17 protein-coding genes and 4 pseudogenes are annotated in these 21024 nt (G+C 48.6%); 15 read left to right on the forward strand and 6 right to left on the reverse strand.

Annotation, left to right across the window (positions count from 1 at the left end):
• Positions 1 to 568: 568 nt before the first annotated feature.
• From JK198_RS16880 to JK198_RS16125, 6 genes and pseudogenes are all read left to right on the forward strand, one after another.
• Positions 569 to 1027 (forward strand): hypothetical protein, encoded by a 459-nt coding sequence (locus JK198_RS16880; protein WP_249213357.1) that lies wholly within the window; start codon positions 569 to 571, stop codon positions 1025 to 1027.
• A pseudogene (locus JK198_RS16105) lies at positions 1027 to 1920 on the forward strand (Imm72 family immunity protein); the annotation flags it as partial. The gene JK198_RS16880 and the pseudogene JK198_RS16105, both read left to right, overlap by 1 nt.
• A 67-nt stretch (positions 1921 to 1987) precedes the next feature.
• A pseudogene (locus JK198_RS16110) lies at positions 1988 to 2884 on the forward strand (Imm72 family immunity protein); the annotation flags it as partial.
• Between the two features lie 67 nt (positions 2885 to 2951).
• Positions 2952 to 3860 (forward strand): Imm72 family immunity protein, encoded by a 909-nt coding sequence (locus tag JK198_RS16115; protein WP_212710794.1) that lies wholly within the window; start codon positions 2952 to 2954, stop codon positions 3858 to 3860.
• Between the two features lie 171 nt (positions 3861 to 4031).
• The gene (tssE, locus tag JK198_RS16120) at positions 4032 to 4481 is read left to right on the forward strand and encodes a type VI secretion system baseplate subunit TssE (protein ID WP_212708886.1); all 450 of its coding nucleotides are present in this window, start codon (positions 4032 to 4034) and stop codon (positions 4479 to 4481) included.
• Positions 4482 to 4890: 409 nt separating this feature from the next.
• On the forward strand, positions 4891 to 6246 hold the full coding sequence (locus JK198_RS16125; RefSeq protein WP_212710793.1) for a VasL domain-containing protein: 1356 nt from the start codon (positions 4891 to 4893) through the stop codon (positions 6244 to 6246).
• A gap of 335 nt (positions 6247 to 6581) precedes the next feature.
• On the opposite strand, the gene JK198_RS16130 is transcribed toward JK198_RS16125, so the two are convergent.
• Positions 6582 to 8861 carry a heavy metal translocating P-type ATPase gene (locus JK198_RS16130; protein WP_249213171.1) on the reverse strand — a complete coding sequence of 760 codons (2280 nt, stop codon included), beginning with the start codon at positions 8859 to 8861 and terminating at the stop codon, positions 6582 to 6584.
• An 80-nt stretch (positions 8862 to 8941) separates the two neighbouring features.
• On the opposite strand from JK198_RS16130, the gene cadR reads away from it, so the two are divergent.
• The 4 genes from cadR (at position 8942) to JK198_RS16150 (ending at position 12008) form a co-directional block, all read left to right on the forward strand.
• Positions 8942 to 9391: a Cd(II)/Pb(II)-responsive transcriptional regulator gene (cadR, locus tag JK198_RS16135; protein ID WP_212708884.1), complete on the forward strand. Its 450-nt coding sequence runs from the start codon at positions 8942 to 8944 to the stop codon at positions 9389 to 9391.
• Positions 9392 to 9504: 113 nt separating this feature from the next.
• Positions 9505 to 10428: an extracellular solute-binding protein gene (locus tag JK198_RS16140; protein ID WP_212708883.1), complete on the forward strand. Its 924-nt coding sequence runs from the start codon at positions 9505 to 9507 to the stop codon at positions 10426 to 10428.
• The gene (locus JK198_RS16145) at positions 10425 to 11204 is read left to right on the forward strand and encodes an ABC transporter permease subunit (RefSeq protein ID WP_212708882.1); all 780 of its coding nucleotides are present in this window, start codon (positions 10425 to 10427) and stop codon (positions 11202 to 11204) included. Before JK198_RS16140 ends, JK198_RS16145 begins: the two co-directional genes overlap by 4 nt.
• An 84-nt stretch (positions 11205 to 11288) precedes the next feature.
• A complete protein-coding gene (locus JK198_RS16150) occupies positions 11289 to 12008 on the forward strand; it encodes an alpha/beta fold hydrolase (RefSeq protein WP_212710792.1) in 720 nt (239 codons plus the stop codon).
• A gap of 41 nt (positions 12009 to 12049) precedes the next feature.
• On the opposite strand, the gene JK198_RS16155 is transcribed toward JK198_RS16150, so the two are convergent.
• The 5 genes and pseudogenes from JK198_RS16155 to JK198_RS16885 form a co-directional block, all read right to left on the reverse strand.
• Positions 12050 to 12907 (reverse strand): PA4780 family RIO1-like protein kinase, encoded by an 858-nt coding sequence (locus JK198_RS16155; RefSeq protein WP_212708880.1) that lies wholly within the window; start codon positions 12905 to 12907, stop codon positions 12050 to 12052.
• A 572-nt stretch (positions 12908 to 13479) separates the two neighbouring features.
• A complete protein-coding gene (locus tag JK198_RS16160) occupies positions 13480 to 14784 on the reverse strand; it encodes a histidine-type phosphatase (RefSeq protein WP_212710791.1) in 1305 nt (434 codons plus the stop codon).
• Between the two features lie 18 nt (positions 14785 to 14802).
• Entirely contained in the window at positions 14803 to 15498 is a 696-nt protein-coding gene (locus tag JK198_RS16165) for an oligogalacturonate-specific porin KdgM family protein (protein ID WP_212710790.1), read from the reverse strand.
• Between the two features lie 628 nt (positions 15499 to 16126).
• On the reverse strand, positions 16127 to 17335 hold the full coding sequence (locus JK198_RS16170) for a lactonase family protein (RefSeq protein ID WP_212710789.1): 1209 nt from the start codon (positions 17333 to 17335) through the stop codon (positions 16127 to 16129).
• Between the two features lie 341 nt (positions 17336 to 17676).
• A pseudogene (locus JK198_RS16885) lies at positions 17677 to 17861 on the reverse strand (Arm DNA-binding domain-containing protein); the annotation flags it as partial.
• A gap of 211 nt (positions 17862 to 18072) precedes the next feature.
• On the opposite strand from JK198_RS16885, the pseudogene JK198_RS16175 reads away from it, so the two are divergent.
• The 5 genes and pseudogenes from JK198_RS16175 to JK198_RS16195 form a co-directional block, all read left to right on the forward strand.
• Positions 18073 to 18537, forward strand: a pseudogene (locus tag JK198_RS16175) (replication endonuclease); the annotation flags it as partial.
• 189 nt (positions 18538 to 18726) lie between these two features.
• Positions 18727 to 18915, forward strand: a complete 189-nt coding sequence (locus JK198_RS16180; protein WP_212708876.1) for a hypothetical protein — start codon at positions 18727 to 18729, stop codon at positions 18913 to 18915.
• A 445-nt stretch (positions 18916 to 19360) separates the two neighbouring features.
• Positions 19361 to 19555, forward strand: coding sequence for a hypothetical protein (locus tag JK198_RS16185; RefSeq protein ID WP_212708875.1), 195 nt, complete (start codon positions 19361 to 19363; stop codon positions 19553 to 19555).
• A gap of 8 nt (positions 19556 to 19563) precedes the next feature.
• The gene (locus JK198_RS16190) at positions 19564 to 20361 is read left to right on the forward strand and encodes a hypothetical protein (RefSeq protein ID WP_212708874.1); all 798 of its coding nucleotides are present in this window, start codon (positions 19564 to 19566) and stop codon (positions 20359 to 20361) included.
• Between the two features lie 112 nt (positions 20362 to 20473).
• Positions 20474 to 21024 (forward strand): transposase (locus JK198_RS16195; RefSeq protein ID WP_212710788.1); only part of this gene is annotated, 551 nt, incomplete at its 3' end.

The raw sequence follows: 21024 nt of genomic DNA on the forward strand, positions 1-21024 counted from the left end.
CAGTCTCACCAGACTGTGCTGCTGGATAAATTTGGTGTGTTCTGTAACACCATGATAACGGTAACCCATACAATCCTTGGTTCGGCACTGGGACGAGCCTTACCGGATAAATGGTCCGTGCAGCTTCGCTCGCTGGCAAAAGGTTTTGTCATTCTNAGCTGAGAGTGCTGCAGGCAATGGTCTATAAAGGTGACATTCTGGAGCTAGGAAAGAGCTCCGGACGAGCTGCTGTTCACCGTGAAGCGGAGGCGTACCTTATCGAGCGTCCTTTAAGAGAAGCGCCGAAAAAGGGGACCCGTTACCCGAGTCTTCATGCTGAGGAACTTCATGAAGACAGACTGCGGCTGAAATATTCAAAAAAAAGCTACCCGGATTTACTGGGGCATAAAGGTAAGAGCCCGGCATTTGGGGATAAGCAGGTATTTACGAATATTGCATCTTTCAGTGGTGAAATTACCGCCAAAAGCGCCAGAGAAATGGCGGGTAGTACAATTTTTCGCGCTTTCGGCAATGAGACTGCGCTGGCGACAACNCGGGCAGTGCAAAGGAGTGGCGGCAGCTGTCAGCGGTGCTGGATGAGTGGAACGGTAATGGTTTTCTGGTGGTGCTGCATCTGCCGGAAGATCTGGCGATCCGGATGCCGGGCAGCACAGCCTGGCACGGTAAGATTGCAGAACAGTTCGGGCAAAAGAGAGCCAATCAGTACCTTGAGGGGGGCGGTGAACAGGTAATTATCAACCTGGATGAAATGCTGAAAACAGAGCTTAACCGTATCGGTGAGCAGGTCAAAGCGACCGGGCTACCGGTCAGCACTGATATTAATGGCGTAAAAGCGGAGTTTTATCCGACAGACTGGAAAGAGGCGGAAGGCCTACACGGTTACAGCAAACCTGAGGGGATAACGCCGCCTTATGCCACATATACGCGAAAACTGCATGACGATGAGCTGCGCAGTAAAGCGAATGGTCGAATAATGATTAATGCCGCCCGTGCGGAACATCAGACAACCACAGGACGTGAACTATGATGAGTATCAAAAAAAACAAATACCCGATGAGTGATGAACAGGTGCGTCGCAGACTGTTCTGGCTGTTGCAACGGCTGAGCAGCTATACCCTGTGGCAGCGTAAGCGGGATGCCTGGGCGTGTTTTACTGAAAAATATGAACAGGCGCTGAAAACCTGGCCGGAAGAGAAAACCAATGGTTTTGATCCGGAGGCCATTATCTGGATTTATGACGCCCTGCGCCTTTACGATAAAGGACTGCCGGAACTGGCAGCGGGCAACCGGCAAGTATGGCAGCGTCAGTCAGGAGTATTTCACCAGCTTTATCGGCCCGTGAGTTTAATCAGAACTTATTTTTATTATCCCTGCCATGATGAACGAGGAGGGCAGCGGGAACCCTATCCCCCGGAAATAGAGGAAATTAATCAGTGGCGGGTTGCGGCAGAGTTCCGGGGAGATAACCTGCTGTATCCGCCGCACGATAATGTCTGCAATTTTTTCGATGCAGAGACTCTGCTGGCTCCCAATAAATATATCTACAACTTAACTCATTTATCCTATCCGGTCTTTCCCGAACACCTTCCGCCCGTGCCGGAACGCAGCGATATTATTATAAAAACCGACGATGCGGTGCCCTGTGACGGTATCTGGGAACCGGTGGAAATAATATATGACCGTAAATTCCTGGTATTTAAAGAAGGTATCCGCGGGTTTAAAAACCTCGGTGCCTATAATTATTTTATCCGCGGAATGAAGGCACCGCTTCAGATTTATTATGATGTATTAATGGAAAGCGCCACTGAAATACTGATAACCGATGACCCGGTCTGCTACCGGGATGTGCACTGGCGACTGGTCTGGGAAGATACACGTTATTGTGACGGTATTATTCCGGATGAATCGGAATATTTTCTGTAACAGCGATAGCAGGAGTGTTTATTGAATCCCGGACAGAACATCAGATAACCACAGGACGTGAACTATGATGAGCATCAAAAAAACCAAATACCCGATGAGTGATGAACAGGTGCGTCGCAGACTGTTCTGGCTGTTGCAACGGCTGAGCAGCTACAGTCTGTGGCAGCGCAAGCGGGATGCCTGGGCATGCTTTACTGAAAAATATGAACAGGCGCTGAAAACCTGGCCGGAGGAGAAAACCAATGGTTTTGATCCGGAGGCCATTATCTGGATTTATGACGCCCTGCGCCTTTACGATAAAGGACTGCCGGAACTGGCAGCGGGCAACCGGCAGGTATGGCAGCGTCAGTCAGGAGTATTTCACCAGCTTGCGCGACCCGTAGATCTTATTGATAAATATTTTTATTATCCCTGCCATGATGAACGAGGAGGGCAGCGGGAACCCTATCCCCCGGAAATAGAGGAAATTAATCAGTGGCGGGTTGCGGCAGAGTACCGGGGAGATAACCTGCTGTATCCGCCGCACGATAATGTCTGCAATTTTTTCGATGCAGAGACTCTGCTGGCTCCCAATAAATATATCTACAACTTAACTCATTTATCCTATCCGGTCTTTCCTGAACACCTTCCGCCCGTGCCGGAACGCAGCGATATTATTATAAAAACCGACGATGCGGTGCCCTGTGACGGTATCTGGGAACCGGTGCAAATTATATATGACCGTAAATTCCTGGTGTTTAAAGAAGGTATCCGCGGGTTTAAAAACCTCGGTGCCTATAATTATTTTATCCGCGGAATGAAGGCACCGCTTCAGATTTATTATGATGTATTAATGGAAAGCGCCACTGAAATACTGATAACCGATGACCCGGTCTGCTACCGGGATGTGTACTGGCGACTGGTCTGGGAAGATACACGTTATTGTGACGGTATTATTCCGGATGAATCGGAATATTTTCTGTAACAGCGATAGCGGGAGTGTTTATTGAATCTCGTGCGGAACATCAGACAGCCACAGGACGTGAACTATGATGAGCATCAAAAAAACCAAATACCCGATGAGTGATGAACAGGTGCGTCGCAGACTGTTCTGGCTGTTGCAACGGCTGAGCAGCTACAGTCTGTGGCAGCGCAAGCGGGATGCCTGGGCGTGTTTTACTGAAAAATATGAACAGGCGCTGAAAACCTGGCCGGAAGAGAAAACCAATGGTTTTGATCCAGAGGCCATTATCTGGATTTATGACGCCCTGCGCCTTTACGATAAAGGACTGCCGGAACTGGCAGCGGGCAACCGGCAGGTATGGCAGCGTCAGTCAGGAGTATTTCACCAGCTTGCGCGACCCGTAGATCTTATTGATAAATATTTTTATTATCCCTGCCATGATGAACGAGGAGGGCAGCGGGAACCCTACCCTCCGGAAATAGAGAAAATTAATCAGTGGCGGGTTGCGGCAGAATATTGGGGAGATGACCTGCTGTATCCGCCGCACGATAATGTCTGTAACTTTTTTGATGCTGAATATTTGTTAGAGCCTGATAATTACTGCTATAACCTGAAAGCGCTGATTTATCCGGTCTTTCCTGAACACCTTCCGCCCGTGCCGGAGCGCAGCGATATTATTATAAAAACCGACGATGCGGTGCCCTGTGACGGTATCTGGGAACCGGTGGAAATAATATATGACCGTAAATTCCTGGTATTTAAAGAAGGTATCCGCGGGTTTAAAAACCTCGGTGCCTATAATTATTTTATCCGCGGAATGAAGGCACCGCTTCAGATTTATTATGATGTATTAATGGAAAGCGCCACTGAAATACTGATAACCGATGACCCGGTCTGCTACCGGGATGTGCACTGGCGACTGGTCTGGGAAGATACGCGTTATTGTGACGGTATTATTCCGGATGAATCGGAATATTTTCTGGAACAGCGATAGCAGGAGTGTTTATTGAATCCCGGACAGAACATCAGACAGCCACAGGACGTGAACTATGATGAGCATCAAAACAGATGTCCAGGTACGACGCAGGCTGTTCTGGCCGATACCGTAAAAGCAATATTAATACTGAGTGGATAGAATGTAATTGGCATATAAAGGAGGTTAATTATGACTCAGAATCCCCCTTCGCTGTATGAAATTCTCTACGGCAATTTCACCGGCGGGCTCGATGTGTATCAGGTCAGCGAACAGGACCAGGTCATATTGTCAGTGCTCGACAATATGCAGCGTATCCTCAATTGCCGCACCGGCACGCTAAAACATCTGCCTGACTACGGCCTGCCGGATATGACCAGAATCCTGCAGGGCATGCCGGGAACAGCCCATGAACTGATGGGTATCCTGTCGGCTGTTCTGCTTAAATATGAACCACGGCTGAAAAAAATAAGTGTTGTACTGCTGGAGCAGAACGTTCCCGGCGAACTGCGCTATGCCATTGACGCTGAACTCAGAGAGGTTGGTCTGGTTCGTTATGGTACCGAATTTATGCCCGCGGGACGCGTGGTGTTAAGACACCTGAAGCAACAGCAGTACCCGGATACTATCCCCCGTATCTAAGGCCAGTTAACACCCTGTCAGTAAAAGCTCGCCGACAGACCACCGTGGCAGCGATCAGTAACTATAAGACTGATATTGCAGAGTTTCATCGGTGAATCATACAGCGGCGGGCGCAGATGGACGCGTGACTGGCGGGTAGCGGACTGAATATGGATCCGTTTACTTCCCCGTCACGGCTCTGCCGTCAAATAGTCTGTGACGTCACCCCGGCGTTTATATGTGGTCATAAACAGTAAGCGACCGGACCTTTGCGGGTACATTATCCCGTCCGGACAGGGGGTTGATCAGCGTACATTTTCCGGGCTGGTTTTAGCCAGTCAGAGACTGTGGTATGCCAGTATCAGCAACGCCATAAACCGGCACAATAATCCTCTCCACAGTGCAGGCTACTTCAAAGGGATATCAGGTCATGAATGACATTACTTCGCGAAAAATTAAAACCGGTGGCGATCCGCGTATGCTAACGGATTATATCTCCCTGCGTGATGAACTGAGTAAGCTGACACATCCGGCACGTCCGGATGTCGACTGGCATTACGTCGAAAAACGTTGTCTCTCACTGTTTGAGATGAACGGGGTGGAACTACAGACAGCGGCCTGGTACACACTGGCCCGTATGCAACGGGCCGGTATCTTCGGGCTTAATGAAGGACTCGTGATACTGGAGGCGCTGATTAGTCATCAGTGGGATGTGCTTTGGCCGCGGCCTGCCCATGCCCGAATGGACATCCTCCGCAGCCTGAGTCAGCGTCTGCAACAGCGGATACGCTCGCTCCCGTTTAACTACCGCGACCTTAGTCAGCTGTACCGGGCTGAACAACTGCTGATAAGTCTGGGAGAAAAGCTGCAGCACCCGGAGCTTAAGCTGGATACTCTGCGTGCTTTGATACACAACAGCGCTGTCCGGCTGGAAAACAGTGCTGGTATAACCAGCCCCGGGCCGGCCATTCAGCCCGGCATCGTATTACCTGCGACCGTGATTAATGATATGGCGGCAGCCTCGGGTGGCCCTGCGGGTTATTCTGATGAAGACAAACCAGACGGTGTGATGAAGTGGGTGTACGTCATGCCACCGGAGCAGCAGCCGGCAATGCTCGCTCCGGTAAATAAATGGAAATCTTTCGCTGCCGGTATGTTTACTATGCTGGTGATCAGTAGCGTCGCTGTATGGAGCTGGCAATATCTCCGCCAGTCAGACCCGCTACAGGCTCAGCTTGTGGCTTCACTGGCTCCGTTACCTTTACCTCTCACCCCTGAACAACTGGATGTGTTACGTCAGCAACGTCCGTCATCACAAACGCTGATAACACAAACACAGCAGCAACTTGTCCGGCTGGATAAGATGTCACCCGACTGGAATATTGACTACAGTCGTCAGTTGATTAAGCAGGCCAGTATCCTGTGGCCTGAGCAGGCTAAACCGATGGCATCACGCTGGCAGCAACAATTTGCGGCGACCACCTTACCAGCGGCGCAGCTTAATGGCTGGTATCAGGGAATGACAACGTTACAAAAACTGAGTGACCGGCTGAACAGGCTGGATCAACAGAATGGAAAATATATGACAGTCAGTGAGCTGAAATCAGTCGTTTTTTCCACTATGCAGTCATTTAATCAAGCGATACCGGCTGAAGAGCAACTGCGGGTGCTGTCACAAAACCCTTCAGGAGAACCTTTACCTGTTGCTGCCCGGTCTCAGCTTGAAATGCACCTGAAACAACTGACAGTCCGTTATGCTGAAATAAAACAGCAGGTATCAAAATAAAAGCGGTTTACGGACAGAGCGCACACCGCGCTGGAAAACGCCGGTTCGGTTGATAAATTAAACTGAAGGAAGAGTGAAAATAAGATCCGGAGCTGGTGTTTAATTTATTTATCAGTGCGCACAACGTTTTATAGTGCAGTAAACCGATCCGGATGGCGGGCAATTTAAGCCAGATATGGTCTGACCGGACCCCGGATAAATCCCCGGCAGCTGCCAGATCAGATCCGGGAGCTAATACAGGGCGCGGTAACGCGCTATAATAGCGGTTTGTGACAGGGGACCGGCCATTGTCACCCACTGAATGCACCGGTCCGGGGATAACAGCGATGACCGGATCAGGCATTGGCGGAGTAACGCAGGATCCTTAATCCGTTAGCGACCACCAGCAGACTGGCACCGACATCAGCAAAAACCGCCATCCACAGCGTTCCTGCCCCGAACAGGGTCATAACCAGAAATACCAGCTTAATAGCCAGTGACAGAGAAATATTCTGTGTCAGGATCTGGCTGTTTTTACGCGATAAGCGAACAAACATCGGAATTTTACGTAGATCATCGTCCATCAAGGCCACATCAGCAGTTTCGATAGCAGTATCGGTGCCGGCAATACCCATCGCAAAACCAATATCCGCCCGGGCCAGGGCCGGGGTGTCGTTAATCCCGTCGCCTGCCATACCTGTGACGCCCCGGCGGCTGTATTCCTCTATCGCCCGCAGTTTATCGTCCGGCAGTTGTTGTGCTTTTGCCTGGTCAATACCGACCTGACGGGCTATTTCGGAGACAGCAAACGGGTTATCTCCTGACAGCAGCAGAGTTTTTACTCCCAGCTGATGCAGCTCATCAATTGCCTGTTTACTGGTCAGTTTCACCGTGTCAGCCAGGGCGAAAACGGCCAGTAAACCGGTTCTGTGACCTAAAAATACCAGCGTTTTTCCCTGTTTCTCCAGAGCAATATAACGCTCTTCTGTATCCAGTAGCTCCACGCCCCGTGCCTGAAGTAAACGGCGATTTCCCAGCCAGTATTCTTCGTTATTAATGATCCCGGTGATCCCCTGGCCGGTGACAGAGGTAAAATCATTCACGGTTAACGGAGTCACCCCCTCACTGTGCCTGGTGACGGCCTCAGAGACCGGATGATCAGAATAGGCGGATAAACTGCCGGCTATCGCCTGTGCCTGTTCAGGAGTCAGCATGCCAGGGGTGATCACATCGGTCACTTCCGGTTTACCCTGTGTCAGGGTACCGGTTTTATCCAGTGCCAGCCATTGCAGTTTTTTCCCTTGCTCAAGGTAAACGCCCCCTTTAATCAGTATGCCCATACGTGCCGCAGCCGTCAGGCTGCTGACCAGTGTCACCGGGGTGGAAATAACCAGCGCACAAGGACAGGCAATCACCAGCATTACCAGAGCGTTATAAATCCACGGCGTCCATGGCAGGCCGAAGAACAGTGGCGGCAGGATAGCCACAGCGAATGCCAGCAAAAAGATAACCGGTGTATAAATCCGGGCAAACTGATCGACAAAACGCTGTGTCGGGGCTTTACTGGCCCGTGCTGACTCCACCGAACGGATGATTTTCGCGAGGGTGGTATTCTGTGCCACAGAGGTGACCTGATATTCGAAACTGCCCGACTCATTCAGTGTGCCGGCGAAGACCTGATCATCTGTTTTCTTTTCTACCGGCAGGCTTTCTCCGGTAATTGCTGACTGGTTCACGGTCGAGTTTCCCCGCACGATAATGCCGTCCAGCCCTATTTTTTCGCCGGGTTTCACCCGTACTATCGCCGAAAGGGGCACATCCGCCGGCTGCATTGGTTTCCAGCTATTATCTGCCTGGCGGACATTCATCCACTCCGGGGCCAGTTTTAATAGAGTGTCAATAGCGTTTCTCGCCCGGTCGAGTGCTTTCGCCTCAATCATTTCAGCAATATTAAACAGCACCATTACCATCGCGGCTTCCGGCCATTGCTGTAACAATAATGCCCCGGTGACTGCAACGCTCATCAGGGCATTGATATTCAGATTGAGGTTTTTAATGGCGATCCAGCCTTTTTTATAGGTCTTAATCCCTGCCAGTAACACGGCGGCCAGGGCACAGAGTGCCTGTAACCAGCCGGGAAATTGCAGCCAGCTCAGGGATTCGGCTGCGAATGCCAGTACTATGGCGGTGATCAGCGGCCAGTATCGGACAGGGGGCGGGGGCACGATACTGCTGGCGGTATTCTTACCGGGTAATTCCGGCTCAAAACCGAGGGAACGGATAGCCTGTAAAATATCGTCCAGTATCTCCTGGCGGTGAGTCACCGTCAGTATCCTTTGCATCAAATCAAACTGCAGGCTGACGACCCCGGGCATGGCCGAGAGTTTTCCGGTAATCAGATTTTCTTCGACCGGACAATCCATCTGCATAATACGGATGGCCGTGATAGTACCGCGACCGGTGTTTTTCCCTTGTGGCAGGGCATCCAGTACCGGCTCTGCCGCGGTGCAGCAGTGCTGATGGTCACCGGTATGCTGTTTCCCGACAGAAAGAGGGCTGACAGCAGAAATTTTTCCTGTCGCAGACGGTATTTTACGGGGCTGAAGTAAGTTGTTATTTTTTTCGTGACTGTTCATTGTTTGTTCCGCTAGGTATACCCTGGTCGTTATAGTAAAAACCCTGCAGTCACTACAGGGTCAAGAGGTGAGGAGATAAAATGAAGATAGGAGAACTGGCCCGGCAGTCGTTATGCAGTGTCGGGACTATTCGCTACTACGAGAAAGAAGGGTTACTGCCGGAAGCACTGCGTGACCAGAATAATAATTACCGTTACTACGATCAGCAGCATCTGGATACTTTACTGTTTATCCGCCGTTGCCGGGCGCTGGATATGGCACAGGATGAGATCAAACAGCTGTTACAGGCACGTGCCCAGCCGGAAGCTGATTGCACGGTAATTAATCAACTGGTGAATGAACATTTGTCCCATGTACGGGAGCGGATTGCCGAACTGTCGGTATTAGAGAATCAGCTCAGTGAATTACAGGCCTCCTGCTGTGACAGTCTGCCAACCCGGGATTGCGGTATTCTGAAAGAACTGGAACACCCTCAGACGGAACTACCGGTACTGACTGGTAAACATATCGGCAGTACCCACGGCCACTGAATTGATCTGTGCTGCAAAACGGACAGAAAACCGGCAATAATTCGTTGTGTTGGTATTTATATCTCCGGATAATCGCTATGTATTTTTTTACATATCGAAAGGAGTTGAAAATAATGTCCAGGGGCCTTTGTACGATTTTAGTTGCACTGTCTGTCAGTATGCCGGTACTGGCATCGGACAACATTCGCGTGACCTATGCCGGATCGATGGGAAAAGTGATGGACCAGGAACTTGGTCCGGCGTTTGCCAGTCAGCAGAAGGGGACATATCAGGGACAGGGGCAGGGGGCTTATGGCATGGCCCGCCTGCTGGCCAGCCATAAAATTGAGGCGGATGTTTTTGTTTCCATCACCCCCGGCCCGATGCAGATACTGAAAGACGCCGGACTCATCGAGACCGCGGTTCCGGTTGCCAGTACCAGTATGGTGATTGCTTATAATCCGAAAAGTAAGTATGCCGCGCAGTTTGCGGAGGCTGGCACCCGTCATGACGGCAGTTGGTTACAGGTAATGACCACCCCCGGATTACAGTTTGGCCGCACAGATCCTTACCTGGACCCTAAAGGACAAAACATCGTTTTTAGTCTGTTGCTGGCTGAGAAATATTATCGTCAGCCCGGCATTGCAGAACAGATTATGGGCTCACCACAAAATCCTCGTCAGGTTCATCTGGAAGGCGGGTTGCTGACCCGGCTGGAAAGCGGCCAGATTGATGCAGCGGCAGGTTACGAAAGTGAAGTGATTTCTGCCGGGCTGCCCTATCTGTCATTCCCGGACCAAATAAACCTCAGTAATCCGCAGATGGAGCAGCAGTGGTACAACACTGTCAGTTTCACTATTAAAGACAGTAAAGGGCAGGATAAAGTCCTGCATACTCAGCCGCTGGTGTACTACGCCGCAGTACTGAAAAATGCCCCTAATGGTGTGGCCCGGGGACAAAAATTTGTCGACTTTATGCTGACTCCGCAGGGACAGAAACTGTTCCGTGACAGTGGTTATTCCGCGCCTAAAGGGAAAGGTCTGTACCAACAACAATGAGATCACGATTCAGGTTATTACCCTTACTCACAGTGCCGGCATTAGTGATGCTGGCACTGCCTTTTGTGACGTTGTTTGGTATGACCCCATGGCATGATTTTTCGCTGGCCTACGGTGACAGCGATGCGGTGCTGGTCTCTGTCGGTTACGGGTTGTTGTCGCTGATTTTTATTATACTGGCGGGTCTGCCGGTTGCCTGGTGGCTGGCAAATTCGTCGACGGAAGGCCTGCTGAGACGAGGGGTTGAGTTAGTGGTATTACTGCCACTGATGACTCCTCCGCTGGCAATGGGAATTTTACTTATCTCTGCACTGGGTCCTTACAGCTTACCGGGCCAGTGGTTATCTGCTTTCGGATGGATGCTGGTCAATAATCCGGCGGCTTTTATGGTGGCGCAAATTTATGGCGGGCTGCCGTATTTTATTGTCACCGCCCGTTCGGCGTTCAGTGCCGTTCCGCGTGAAATACTGGAAGCCGGGCAGACGCTGGGGGCCAGACCATTCCAACGTTTTCGCTATCTGGTCCTGCCGTTATCAGCTTCAGGGCTGGCTTCGGCTGTTTCTCTGGCCTGGGTACGTGCGGTTGGTGAATTTGGCATTGTGATGATTTTTGCCTATTTTCCGCAGGGAATGCCGGTTAAGTTATATACTAATTTGCAAAACGATGGTGTGGATGCCGTCTATACACTGGTCTGGGTATTATTGCTGGTGACTCTGCCGGTCCCGTTATTCTGCTTTATGCATTCCGGAAAGCGTGAGCGTTTACTTCTCAGGTAATCCCGGTGATCGCCGGTGATCATTTTCCCGGGGTGGGATCCCGTCCGTCTCTTATGCTGACGATCCGTATGGCCGGGCGCTGATATGGCTTATGCCGCCAGCGTGGTTTGTTTTGCCGGATTTGATGGTTGCGGAAACCGGTTTGCAGGGACAAACTGTGGCCGCAGATATTCTGTTGGTCAGGAGAATCAAAGTGATACAGAGGATAACGCAATGACGGTCCCGCGGTTGTTTATTATACACGGATTTATGGCTGCCCCTGAACACCACTGGTTCCCGTGGTTACAGCAGGCAGCAGAACAGGCGGGGGTGGTGACTGAGGCCCCGCAGCTCCCGGAATCGCACAGTCCGCAGCTTTCACACTGGCTGGAAAGCCTCGAAAGTGTGGTCGGTGAGCCGGATGAAAATACCTGGCTGGTCGGACACAGCCTCGGCTGCATCACTCTGTTGAATTATCTGAATCAGCGTTATCCGCAGGCTGTCACCGGAGGTATGATTCTGGTCTCCGGATTCAGTGAGGCGGTTCCCGGCCTGGAAATGTTAGCAGATTTTGTCCGGCAACCGGTTGATAACCATCGGATAATCAGTAACGTCAGACAGCGGGCAGTGATTGCTTCACTGAACGATACTATTGTTCCTGCGGCGTTTTCGTTACGGCTGAGCCAACAACTGGCGGCCCCTTTTTACGGTATTCCCGACAGTGGTCATTTTTTAGGGCGTGAGGGCGTCACAGAACTTCCCCTGGTCGCCAGTCTGTTACAGCAATTCTGGTCACAGTCCGCGGCAGGTTATATTCCTGCCTGATATCCACCGGGGGAAACTACCTTTCGGGTTCTGCAGGGAACTCAGTCTTGCTGATCGCGCTGCTGGCTGGCGCGCAGGCGCTGATAATATTCATCTTCGGCAGTCGTAATTTCATCCAGCAGCGAATCCATATCGACCTGATGTTCCTGCTCGATAAATACCCCGCTTAACGGCGTTTGCGGGGTTAGTTTGCCTTCCTGATATAACTGCCAGATTTCTTTGGCGTAGGCGGTATTATCCAGTTGCGGGGCGAACTGAGCGTAGTAAGCGGTAATATTATTCACATCGCGTCTGAACATTGCTTCGGCATGGTTATTGGCTGCCGCATCCACCGCCTGTGGCAGGTCAATAATGACCGGCCCCTGTGCATCCTGTAACACGTTAAATTCTGATAAATCGCCGTGAACAATACCGGCACACAGCATACGGACGATATTTTTCAGCAAGGTATTAAAACCGCTGATTGCCTGTGTTTCGCTGAGAGTGACTTCACTGAGACGCGGTGCAACGGCGCCTCCGGCATCGGTTACCAGTTCCATTAATAATACACCGTCAATACACAGGAAGGGCCGGGGTACCCGCACACCGGCATTATCCAGCCTGAACAGAGCATCCACTTCTGCGCTTTGCCAGGATTCTTCCTGCTGTTTGCGGCCGAATTTAGATCCTTTCTGCATTGCCCGGGCGTTACGTGAATTACGTACTTTCCGGCCTTCCTGATAATGCACTGCCTGCCTGAAACTGCGCTGTGTGGCTTCTTTATATACTTTGGCACAGCGAACCTCGTCGCCACATAACACGGTGTAGACGTCAGCCTCTTTACCGCTTTTCAGGCGTTGTAAAACGCTGTCGATAAGTCCGTCATCGACAAGGGGCTGGATACGGTTCGGGATTTTCATGCGGCATTAGCCTTTAATTCAGCCGCTATTCTTAGCAATAAACAGATCTCGATACTGTAAAAGCGGGCAGGTTGATAAATAAGTAGCCGATTATACCGAAAAAAATACCTTTGGGGAGTGTGGTTTTTAACTAAACCGTTAAGAGTATTTATCAGAAAAAACAGAAGATTAATTATCTTTTGCTCGCTTCCTTCTGAATCAGTCGCGGGATCTTTCAGCCACCGGACGGTGCTATCCAGGACCGGTGGACGGGGGGCACGCCTCCTGTGTCAGCAGTTAATGGCGTGCTGGCGGGGTAATTATACGCTGGCTACCGGCGAGTTTATTGGCATGATTACGGGCGATACCTGCGGTAAACCGCTCAGTGAACCGGGTGAAACAGAGTAGCCGGGGGTATCAGCACTGGCTACTCTGGCAGCGGGACTGGCTGGCAGGTAGATTGGTGACACAGTGCTGATGCCATCGCAGTGGGCGCAAACGCGGGCTGAAAATTTATTCACTGAGTCGCGTATCGATTATCGGCGACAACGGGCAATACGCTGATAAATATTACTCAGATCGCCAGGCGATACTTACTCAAAAACCGGAAGGTTATTCCCGTCGTTCACCAGATTCTTCTCTGCCATCCGGACAAAAGTTTTTATCGGACAGAGTTCACCAACGGAAGTTTCATGACAGTCGGGATTTTTAAATTCAGCAACCGGTAACGGGTTACGGGCATTTAACGGAGAAAGACGCCGCCACTGATCTAATGTTCTGGCGGCAAAGATTAAATGAATAAAGTGTTCTCCGGTTTTTTTATCCAGATAACGTTCTGTAATCAGGCTGCCGCCGGGGGGAATATCATTGTGAGGATATCCGGGCAATTGCCAGTTAAAGCCGAGCATCGTTTGGATCTGTGCGATATTAGTATCATGACCGACCATAATAACCAGCGGGCTTTGCAGATAGGGTTTTTCTGTTAAAGGGGACGGGCTCTGACTGCGGGCGGTAATAGCCGCGACTAACTGACGCATTAATAATGAGCCACCGTGACTGGCATATTCGGGTGTGTCGCTGAGAAGGTCATATTTTGCAGCATGTAATGCCATCAGGTTACTGACCTGTTGCGCATTCCGGGCATGACCAAAAGCGACCTGTGATAACGGCAGGTTTTCGCTATATTGCAGACGAATCGTCTCACCGATTGCAGCCCCCCCGGCAACCGGACCGGTTAATTTTACTTTTCCTTTATTATTTATTTCGACGCCCCAGTCGCTATCAGGAAATTTGCAGTTTTTTTCGTCCGTGTGACATACCGCCTTGCGTAAGTCAGTAACGGCATTAGCATAGGTGGTTCTGGCCTGTGCCGGTGAACCAAGCCTTTCTTTTACCTGTTGTATAACTTTATTTTCATCCGGCCGGGCTATCCCCATTGCCATCGTATCAAACAATGGATCATGTTTGCCGGTTGTGGAATGTACCACCATCCCGCAACCGGGAAACATACCATCCAGTAATGCAGCTCCGGTCGCTTTAGTCCGCTGGTCGGGGGCTGCCCACAACCATACCTGATCTGCTGCCGGGCACCCTGCATGACTCGCCAGTGGCAGCCCGAGTTCCCGCCATTGAGTGAGCTGATAGGATCCCTGGGCGAGTATGCCTGCGTAGCCATGGCCGGTTAAAAAACCATCGGGTACGTTCCACTGTGGCCATATTTTCCCGGTTGCCTTATTCAGAGCGGGAGTATTGGTGGGGGCCCGTACACCATGGCGGATAAGCATAACGACTTTTTCCAGCTGATAGCAGTCACTAACCTGACGGGCTGCGCTGGAAAAGGGGGACAGGATAAGGCTCAGACTTGCCAGCAGAAGATTGAGTATCAGTAACGGTTTCATTGGGGTTATTCCTGCGGATTAAAATTTGTAAGAGATGCCGGTAATGAATTCAGTCTGACGATCAGCACTTTTTTTCGATACTGCCAGATTTTTCACCCCGATATAAGGTACTAAATGTTTTGTCAGCTGATATCCGGCTTCAATTTTATGCTCGATATTTTGATGTTTATTATTATAAAGCGTTTCGTTGCTGTTATACCAAATCATGGTATAGCTGAACTGAAAGTTTTCAACTTTTTGTGTTATTTCACTGTCAATCCGGTCCGTTTTTTTTATCGGTTTATTCCGGCGATCAGTTATTTCTTTCCGGTAGCGAAATGAAATTCGGGTATTATCAGAAATACGGTATTTAAGTTTTATCGATGGTTTATATTTTTTATCTTCTTCTTTTATTCCATAGACCATGCCGGGTTCAATACTGAGCTGTTTTGTGAACGGCTGAGTATATTTAATCTTAAACTCTTTCTCATTAAGTTTTCTGTGGTCAAAGAAGTTACCTGCATCGCCATTGGATTGTTGTTCCGGATGAAATTTTAGTTTCGCAGAAACCCCCAGTCCGGATGAAAAGTTATGGGATACGATGAATTCATCTGTGTGTTGTCTGGAAATATCTTCATACTTATGTTTGTAGTCGATCTCTAATGCCAGCGCTCTGTCTGATATGACGATAAACCCGACTCCGGCGATCACGGGGGTTAATATTTTTTTAATCATATTTTCTTATTCTTACATTTTATGGTAACCGGGACATTACTTGTTTAATGTGTCATTTTAATTTCATAAATATTTCATGTTTACTGCGTGGAAATTTTTGCGTGGACATGATCGAATCTGATAAGTAAACAGGCAAAACATGACATTTTTTATCAGGGTTTTTATGGTGTATTATCGGGGGCAGGCTGGTTTTTCCGGCAGTGTACCGATTTTTATGTTAGCGTACCACACCACAAAAAATGGGTGTTTTAAAGAGAAAACATAATATTTTCAAAGAGTATCCCTGACGATAGAATACGCTGACTGGCAGTTAACCCGTGATCATGATGTATTATTGGGGTCCGCAGGAAAAATTTCATCATTAAAGCGGATAGTCATTATCCCGCCTGATGGATAGCCCTTATCCCGCAGGAGACAGGGAAAGCTATTGGTGACAGAGAATCGGAATAATGACCTGTGGTGATAGCTGTACAGATTAATGGCTGAAGAATAAAACTATCGCTGACGACGCGATATCCAGTGGCCGTACCTCTGTTTTACTGTCGAAATAAAAGACAGCCTCCGTATATGGAAGCTGTCCCGGTGATTGCTACTGTATTAAATAAATTTACCGGCAGAAAATCAGAGATTAATTAATAAATTTGATATCTGTTGGCGTTCCAATTTGCACAGTAACCCCGGTCTCAGTCAGGGCTCCGGTATCAATATCTCGGCGTAATTCTACGACATTATTTGAAAACAGATTGGCGACAAGAATATATTGCCCTGTTTTATCGAAAGCAAATGCCCGTGGCTCTATCCCACCGGAGGAAAAGCGGTTACTCAGAGAAAGTTTCCCTGTGTCCTGGTTAACTTTATACACAACAATCGTATTGTCATGGCGACGGTTTCCCACGTACAGGAATTTATGGTCAGGGCTGAATAATATCCCGGCCCCCCCTTTATCGTTAGGATCCTTGCTGTCAGTCAGATCGACAACCTGTATTTCTGTAAGTTTATCATGATCTGCTTGGTAAACGTGTACTCTGGCGGACATCTCGGTACTGACATAAGCGAATTTACCATCTGCGGAGAATGTCATATGCCGTGGTCCTTCACCCGGAGCAAAGTGCAGATTAAATTGCGGGGCGGCCGTGAAAGGCTCTTTATTATTGGCATGATATTTAAATGCATGCACAGTATCATTGCCCAGATCAGCAACAAAAAGCATTTTCCCGTCAGGACTTATATTGACGGAATGGGCATGTGCGCTTGCCTGACGATCCGCGATAACATGAGAACCTTCGGTAAAAGGTACATGCTGGATAAATTTACCCAGCCCGCCGTTACTTTCGATGGGAAAGATAGTGATACCGGCATGTCCGGGATTTACGGAATAATTTGCGACCAGTAAATATTTACCGTCGTGAGTAATGGTAGCATGTGTCGGATAAGCGCCAGCGCTGTCAACCGTGTTAATGGTGGTGAGCTTTCCGTCTTTACCGGTGCGCAATGCAGTCACGGTGCCCGCTTCGTTTTCATTGGTGGTATAAGCGAATTGCTGATTATTGCTGAAAACAATCCAGGAAGGGCTGGATTGTTTTAACACCCCGACGGGCAGTAAACTGCCATCTGAATTCAGGCGCAGGGTGTAAATTCCCTGACCCGGATAAATGGCTTTTTGCACACCATCCCCGGTTGTCTGTCCTGTCCAGGAGCCAACCAGTAAGGTCTGGACCGGCAGTTTTACCGGTGGCCTGGCTAATGGCACACTTTCATTTGCATAGCAGATACAACTGGCAAGCAATACAGGGACTAATGCTGCCTTCAGAGCTTTATTGTAATGTTTTTTATTCATTGTTTTTATGTAATCGCGATGTTACTGGTTTGGTGAGTTTATATAAAACCAATGAATATTCAACAGGATTACATACATTGCTTTACATTAATTTAACTACTGGTGCTGTTGGCAGGTTTTTTGTATGATTTTTGCCCGTAAATGTGCTGACAGAGATAAACATAATGTTCCGCAGTGAATAATAGAATTCGCCAGGCAGAGCCAGAATCAGTCAGTCATCGATTACCGCAACTTAGTGGCTGGTGGCTGAGTTAATAGAAGATAAGGTTTTGCTGCCCGTAACCACAGATTTATTGATAAATTGTTCTGATCTGATCACAGAGATCTGATCTTACCCGTCAATGCTGATCACCTATCTGACGTGCGGTAGCAAGTGTCAGAGAAGGGCAGGAGCCAGGACTAATATTTGTACGGTTATTATTTGCTGACCGCGAAAGTGCCACCGCTTCTTATCTGATATTTTAACGATCAGAAAAAGCCCATCGCTATCATGCAGCGTAAAGCCTTTCTCCCGGACTCGTGGCAATAACTGTCCCCGGGTAGGAAAATTTCAGCATTCCTCACTGTACCAGCCTGCCGGAGGAACGGCGGAACCTTTGCCGGACTTAGAAAATATGAGCCGGAGAGAGCTTAAAGCATTAAAAATCAGATTACGGCAAGTGAAACCAGTACAGCGAAAGGGCTATAAACAGGAAATCAGTGAGCAGCTGCGTTTGCAGCCTGAACGTGAGCTGAGAATTGCAGAGGGCAGGATTTGCACACATGCGGTGAAGTGGAAAAAGGTCCGTAAGGCCGTTGACGTTCAGGAGGCGACAGCCGACCAGGGCGCTTGCGCCCCTTGGACTCGTGGCAATAACTGTCCCCGGGTAGGAAAATTTCAGCATTCCTCACTGTACCAGCCTGCCGGAGGAACGGTGGAACCTTTGCCGGATTTAGAAAATATGAGCCGGAAAGAGCTTAAGGCATTAAAAATTAGATTACGACAAGTGAAACCAGTACAGCGAAAGGGCTATAAACAGGAAATCAGTGAGCAGCTGTGTCTTCAGCTTGAACGTGAGTTGAGAAGCAGGGGATTTGATGGCAATGAAAAAGAGATCGACCTATTGCTGCGGGGTGGCAGTATTCCATCCGGTGCAGGATTGCGGATCTTCTATCGCAATCAGCGTCTGCAGGAAGATGATAAATGGCGACAGTGGTACTGATAACGCTGCTTTCATGTTTTCAGCTTTTTCAAATATTGTCGTACAGGTCTGTTTAACGGCAGAAAGTATTTTACATCGAGAAACACACATTATACTGTATGTATAAACAGTGATATCAGGCGAAGTATTTGTGAATCGCTTCGCAAAACTAAGGGTTATGACTATCTTCCCAGGGACAGGAGAGAAACAATGCAGGATTATCTTTTTGAATCGATAAAGCTCCAGCGCATTGATTTTTTTATCAAACTCGTAGCCGCCAGTGAGTGCAGCGAAGAAGAAAAGCGGCTGGCGAACCAGTGGATGTCAGAGCTGACTGACGAGCTGATGGCTAAGATCCGCTACCATGAGTACGCCAGGTCGATGGACATCAATAATTGAGGGGCGCCTGAGTTAATTGAAAGGAGGGGGGCGTGGGTGTTCATTTATTTTATAAAACAGTAATTTATTTTTTCAGCGGTAAAGTTAATGGCGTTAAGCTTAAGCTTAAGCTGAGAGGGTAAAACTGGATGGGGGGTTGCCTGCAGGCCAGATAAGACAATTAGTTGCTGATAGTTGCGGACCTTGTGGATCATAAAGCAGGTTTTAACATCCACAAGCTTGAACAACGGGCAATGAAAGGCGTTAGGCGTTTAGTGTTTTACCGATTTTATAACTACTATATGTAGTTTTACAGGCAACTTAGATTGAATTATGAACATTTTTTGTTGTCGTAGAAGTAGAAATGGGGTAAATAAACGATTCCATAAGATGCTTGCAGCTCTGTACTGTTCTGCTTCAAAACCATCATAATGGCATTTTTATGCAGACACAGTGAGGAGGTTATATGACTAAAATTTTTGGAAAACTCATCACAACGCCTGGTCGGTGGATGCAGGGCGTTACACGGAAGGATATTGAGCAATCCAACAATAGCAAAATCACAACTGATGCTAATGGGAATGCGGTTCTGAACATGGATAACAAGCAGGTTCGGGAGTCGATGCAAGCCAGAATGCGGGAGCTTGCAGCTAAACGTTAAGGATATCTATGGGACCCTTAATTATCATGGTGGTCCTCGTATGTGGATTTTGGTACACAGAGAATCACTACCAGTCCCGTATACGTCATGCACGGACTAATGGCTGGACCTCATACTTCTATGTAGCAATGCATGGATGTAAGTTTGTAATCCAAGGGTTTGGATTAATTACTTTTTTTTATCTGGCTCTGCTTGTTGTCAGCCTTTTGAGCTCTATTCCTCATTTGTTTTCAGCTTCTTATAAAACACAAGACCTTTATTCCTGGCTGACTGATAAGACCATCCTTTCGTATCCAGTGTTTTTTGTTTTTTCGATGGTTGCTGCAAGCCTTATAGCTTATGTCGCGGGCGATTTAGCAAAAAAAGCGATTATAAATGAGGAAGCCCGCCAGGCCGCTTATCGTGAAATGGCTGCAATGGACGGAGTTGAGTCGCTTTTAGTACAGGCAATTGATGAGGATAAGCTGATTTTTGTCACATTAAAATCGCGGAAGGTTTACATAGGATATGTAGCCGCGCCTCGAATTGAACATAGCCAAACTCAACATTTAGCAATCATCCCTTACATTAGTGGGTATCGCGACAAGGATACACTCCGTTTCCATGAGCAGCATCGGTATTATGAGCTGTATCTGGAAAAAGGTATTGCTGATAATCAACATGAGCGAGGGTTGAACTTGCAACATTTTCGACACGTGATACCAATGGATCAGGTTGAGGCTATTTCGCTATTTGATACAGAGATATATGGCTTATTTGACGACTACTCAGCTCCAGAAAGTGCGAAAGAAGATACTATTGCATGACTATGCTGCATGAAACCGCATGATCGTTTAAGGATCGTTTCTACTGAGCCCGCCGGTAGTGTTCAAAATTCTGTGTCATTTCAGTAAACTAATCTAAAAAAAGAGATGACACATGACCAGGCCCACCTTAGACATTGAAGCCGCCATTGCCGCACTTCGCGCAGGCAAGGATCTGACCGGAAAAGACGGCATCCTGACACCACTCATTAAGCAGCTTACCGAAATGGCGATGGCCGCTGAACTTGAGCAACACCTCAACCAGGATAAAACTGCAAACCGCAAAAACGGCTCAACACCAAAAACCGTTAAAAGCCCGGCGGGCAGCTTTGAACTCAACACGCCACGTGATCGCGCCGGAACCTTTGAACCTCAAATGGTTAAAAAGCATCAGACCCATCTGACCGACGAGCTGGAACGTAAAATTATCGCACTCTTCGCGTTGGGTACCAGTTACCAGGATATCCGCAATCATATTGAAGAAATTTATGGCATCAGTGTTTCCAACGGCACCCTGAATGCTGTTACTGACAAGCTGCTACCTGAATTGCAGGCCTGGCGTGAGCGTGACCTTGACCCGCTTTATCCAGTGGTCTGGCTGGATGCCATTCACTATAAAATCAAAGAAAATGGCCGCTTCATCACCAAAGCGGTTTACACGATTCT

This window comes from Tatumella sp. JGM91 (assembly GCF_018257575.1).
GTDB lineage: Bacteria > Pseudomonadota > Gammaproteobacteria > Enterobacterales > Enterobacteriaceae > Tatumella > Tatumella punctata.

Coding starts and splice junctions, on each gene's coding strand:
- JK198_RS16115 (WP_212710794.1), top strand. CDS start 2,952: ATGATGAGCATCAAAAAAACCAAATACCCGATGAGTGATGAACAGGTG.
- tssE (WP_212708886.1), top strand. CDS start 4,032: ATGACTCAGAATCCCCCTTCGCTGTATGAAATTCTCTACGGCAATTTC.
- JK198_RS16125 (WP_212710793.1), top strand. CDS start 4,891: ATGAATGACATTACTTCGCGAAAAATTAAAACCGGTGGCGATCCGCGT.
- JK198_RS16130 (WP_249213171.1), bottom strand. CDS start 8,861: ATGAACAGTCACGAAAAAAATAACAACTTACTTCAGCCCCGTAAAATA.
- cadR (WP_212708884.1), top strand. CDS start 8,942: ATGAAGATAGGAGAACTGGCCCGGCAGTCGTTATGCAGTGTCGGGACT.
- JK198_RS16140 (WP_212708883.1), top strand. CDS start 9,505: ATGTCCAGGGGCCTTTGTACGATTTTAGTTGCACTGTCTGTCAGTATG.
- JK198_RS16145 (WP_212708882.1), top strand. CDS start 10,425: ATGAGATCACGATTCAGGTTATTACCCTTACTCACAGTGCCGGCATTA.
- JK198_RS16150 (WP_212710792.1), top strand. CDS start 11,289: ATGGCTTATGCCGCCAGCGTGGTTTGTTTTGCCGGATTTGATGGTTGC.
- JK198_RS16155 (WP_212708880.1), bottom strand. CDS start 12,907: ATGAAAATCCCGAACCGTATCCAGCCCCTTGTCGATGACGGACTTATC.
- JK198_RS16160 (WP_212710791.1), bottom strand. CDS start 14,784: ATGAAACCGTTACTGATACTCAATCTTCTGCTGGCAAGTCTGAGCCTT.
- JK198_RS16165 (WP_212710790.1), bottom strand. CDS start 15,498: ATGATTAAAAAAATATTAACCCCCGTGATCGCCGGAGTCGGGTTTATC.
- JK198_RS16170 (WP_212710789.1), bottom strand. CDS start 17,335: ATGAATAAAAAACATTACAATAAAGCTCTGAAGGCAGCATTAGTCCCT.
- JK198_RS16180 (WP_212708876.1), top strand. CDS start 18,727: ATGCAGGATTATCTTTTTGAATCGATAAAGCTCCAGCGCATTGATTTT.
- JK198_RS16185 (WP_212708875.1), top strand. CDS start 19,361: ATGACTAAAATTTTTGGAAAACTCATCACAACGCCTGGTCGGTGGATG.
- JK198_RS16190 (WP_212708874.1), top strand. CDS start 19,564: ATGGGACCCTTAATTATCATGGTGGTCCTCGTATGTGGATTTTGGTAC.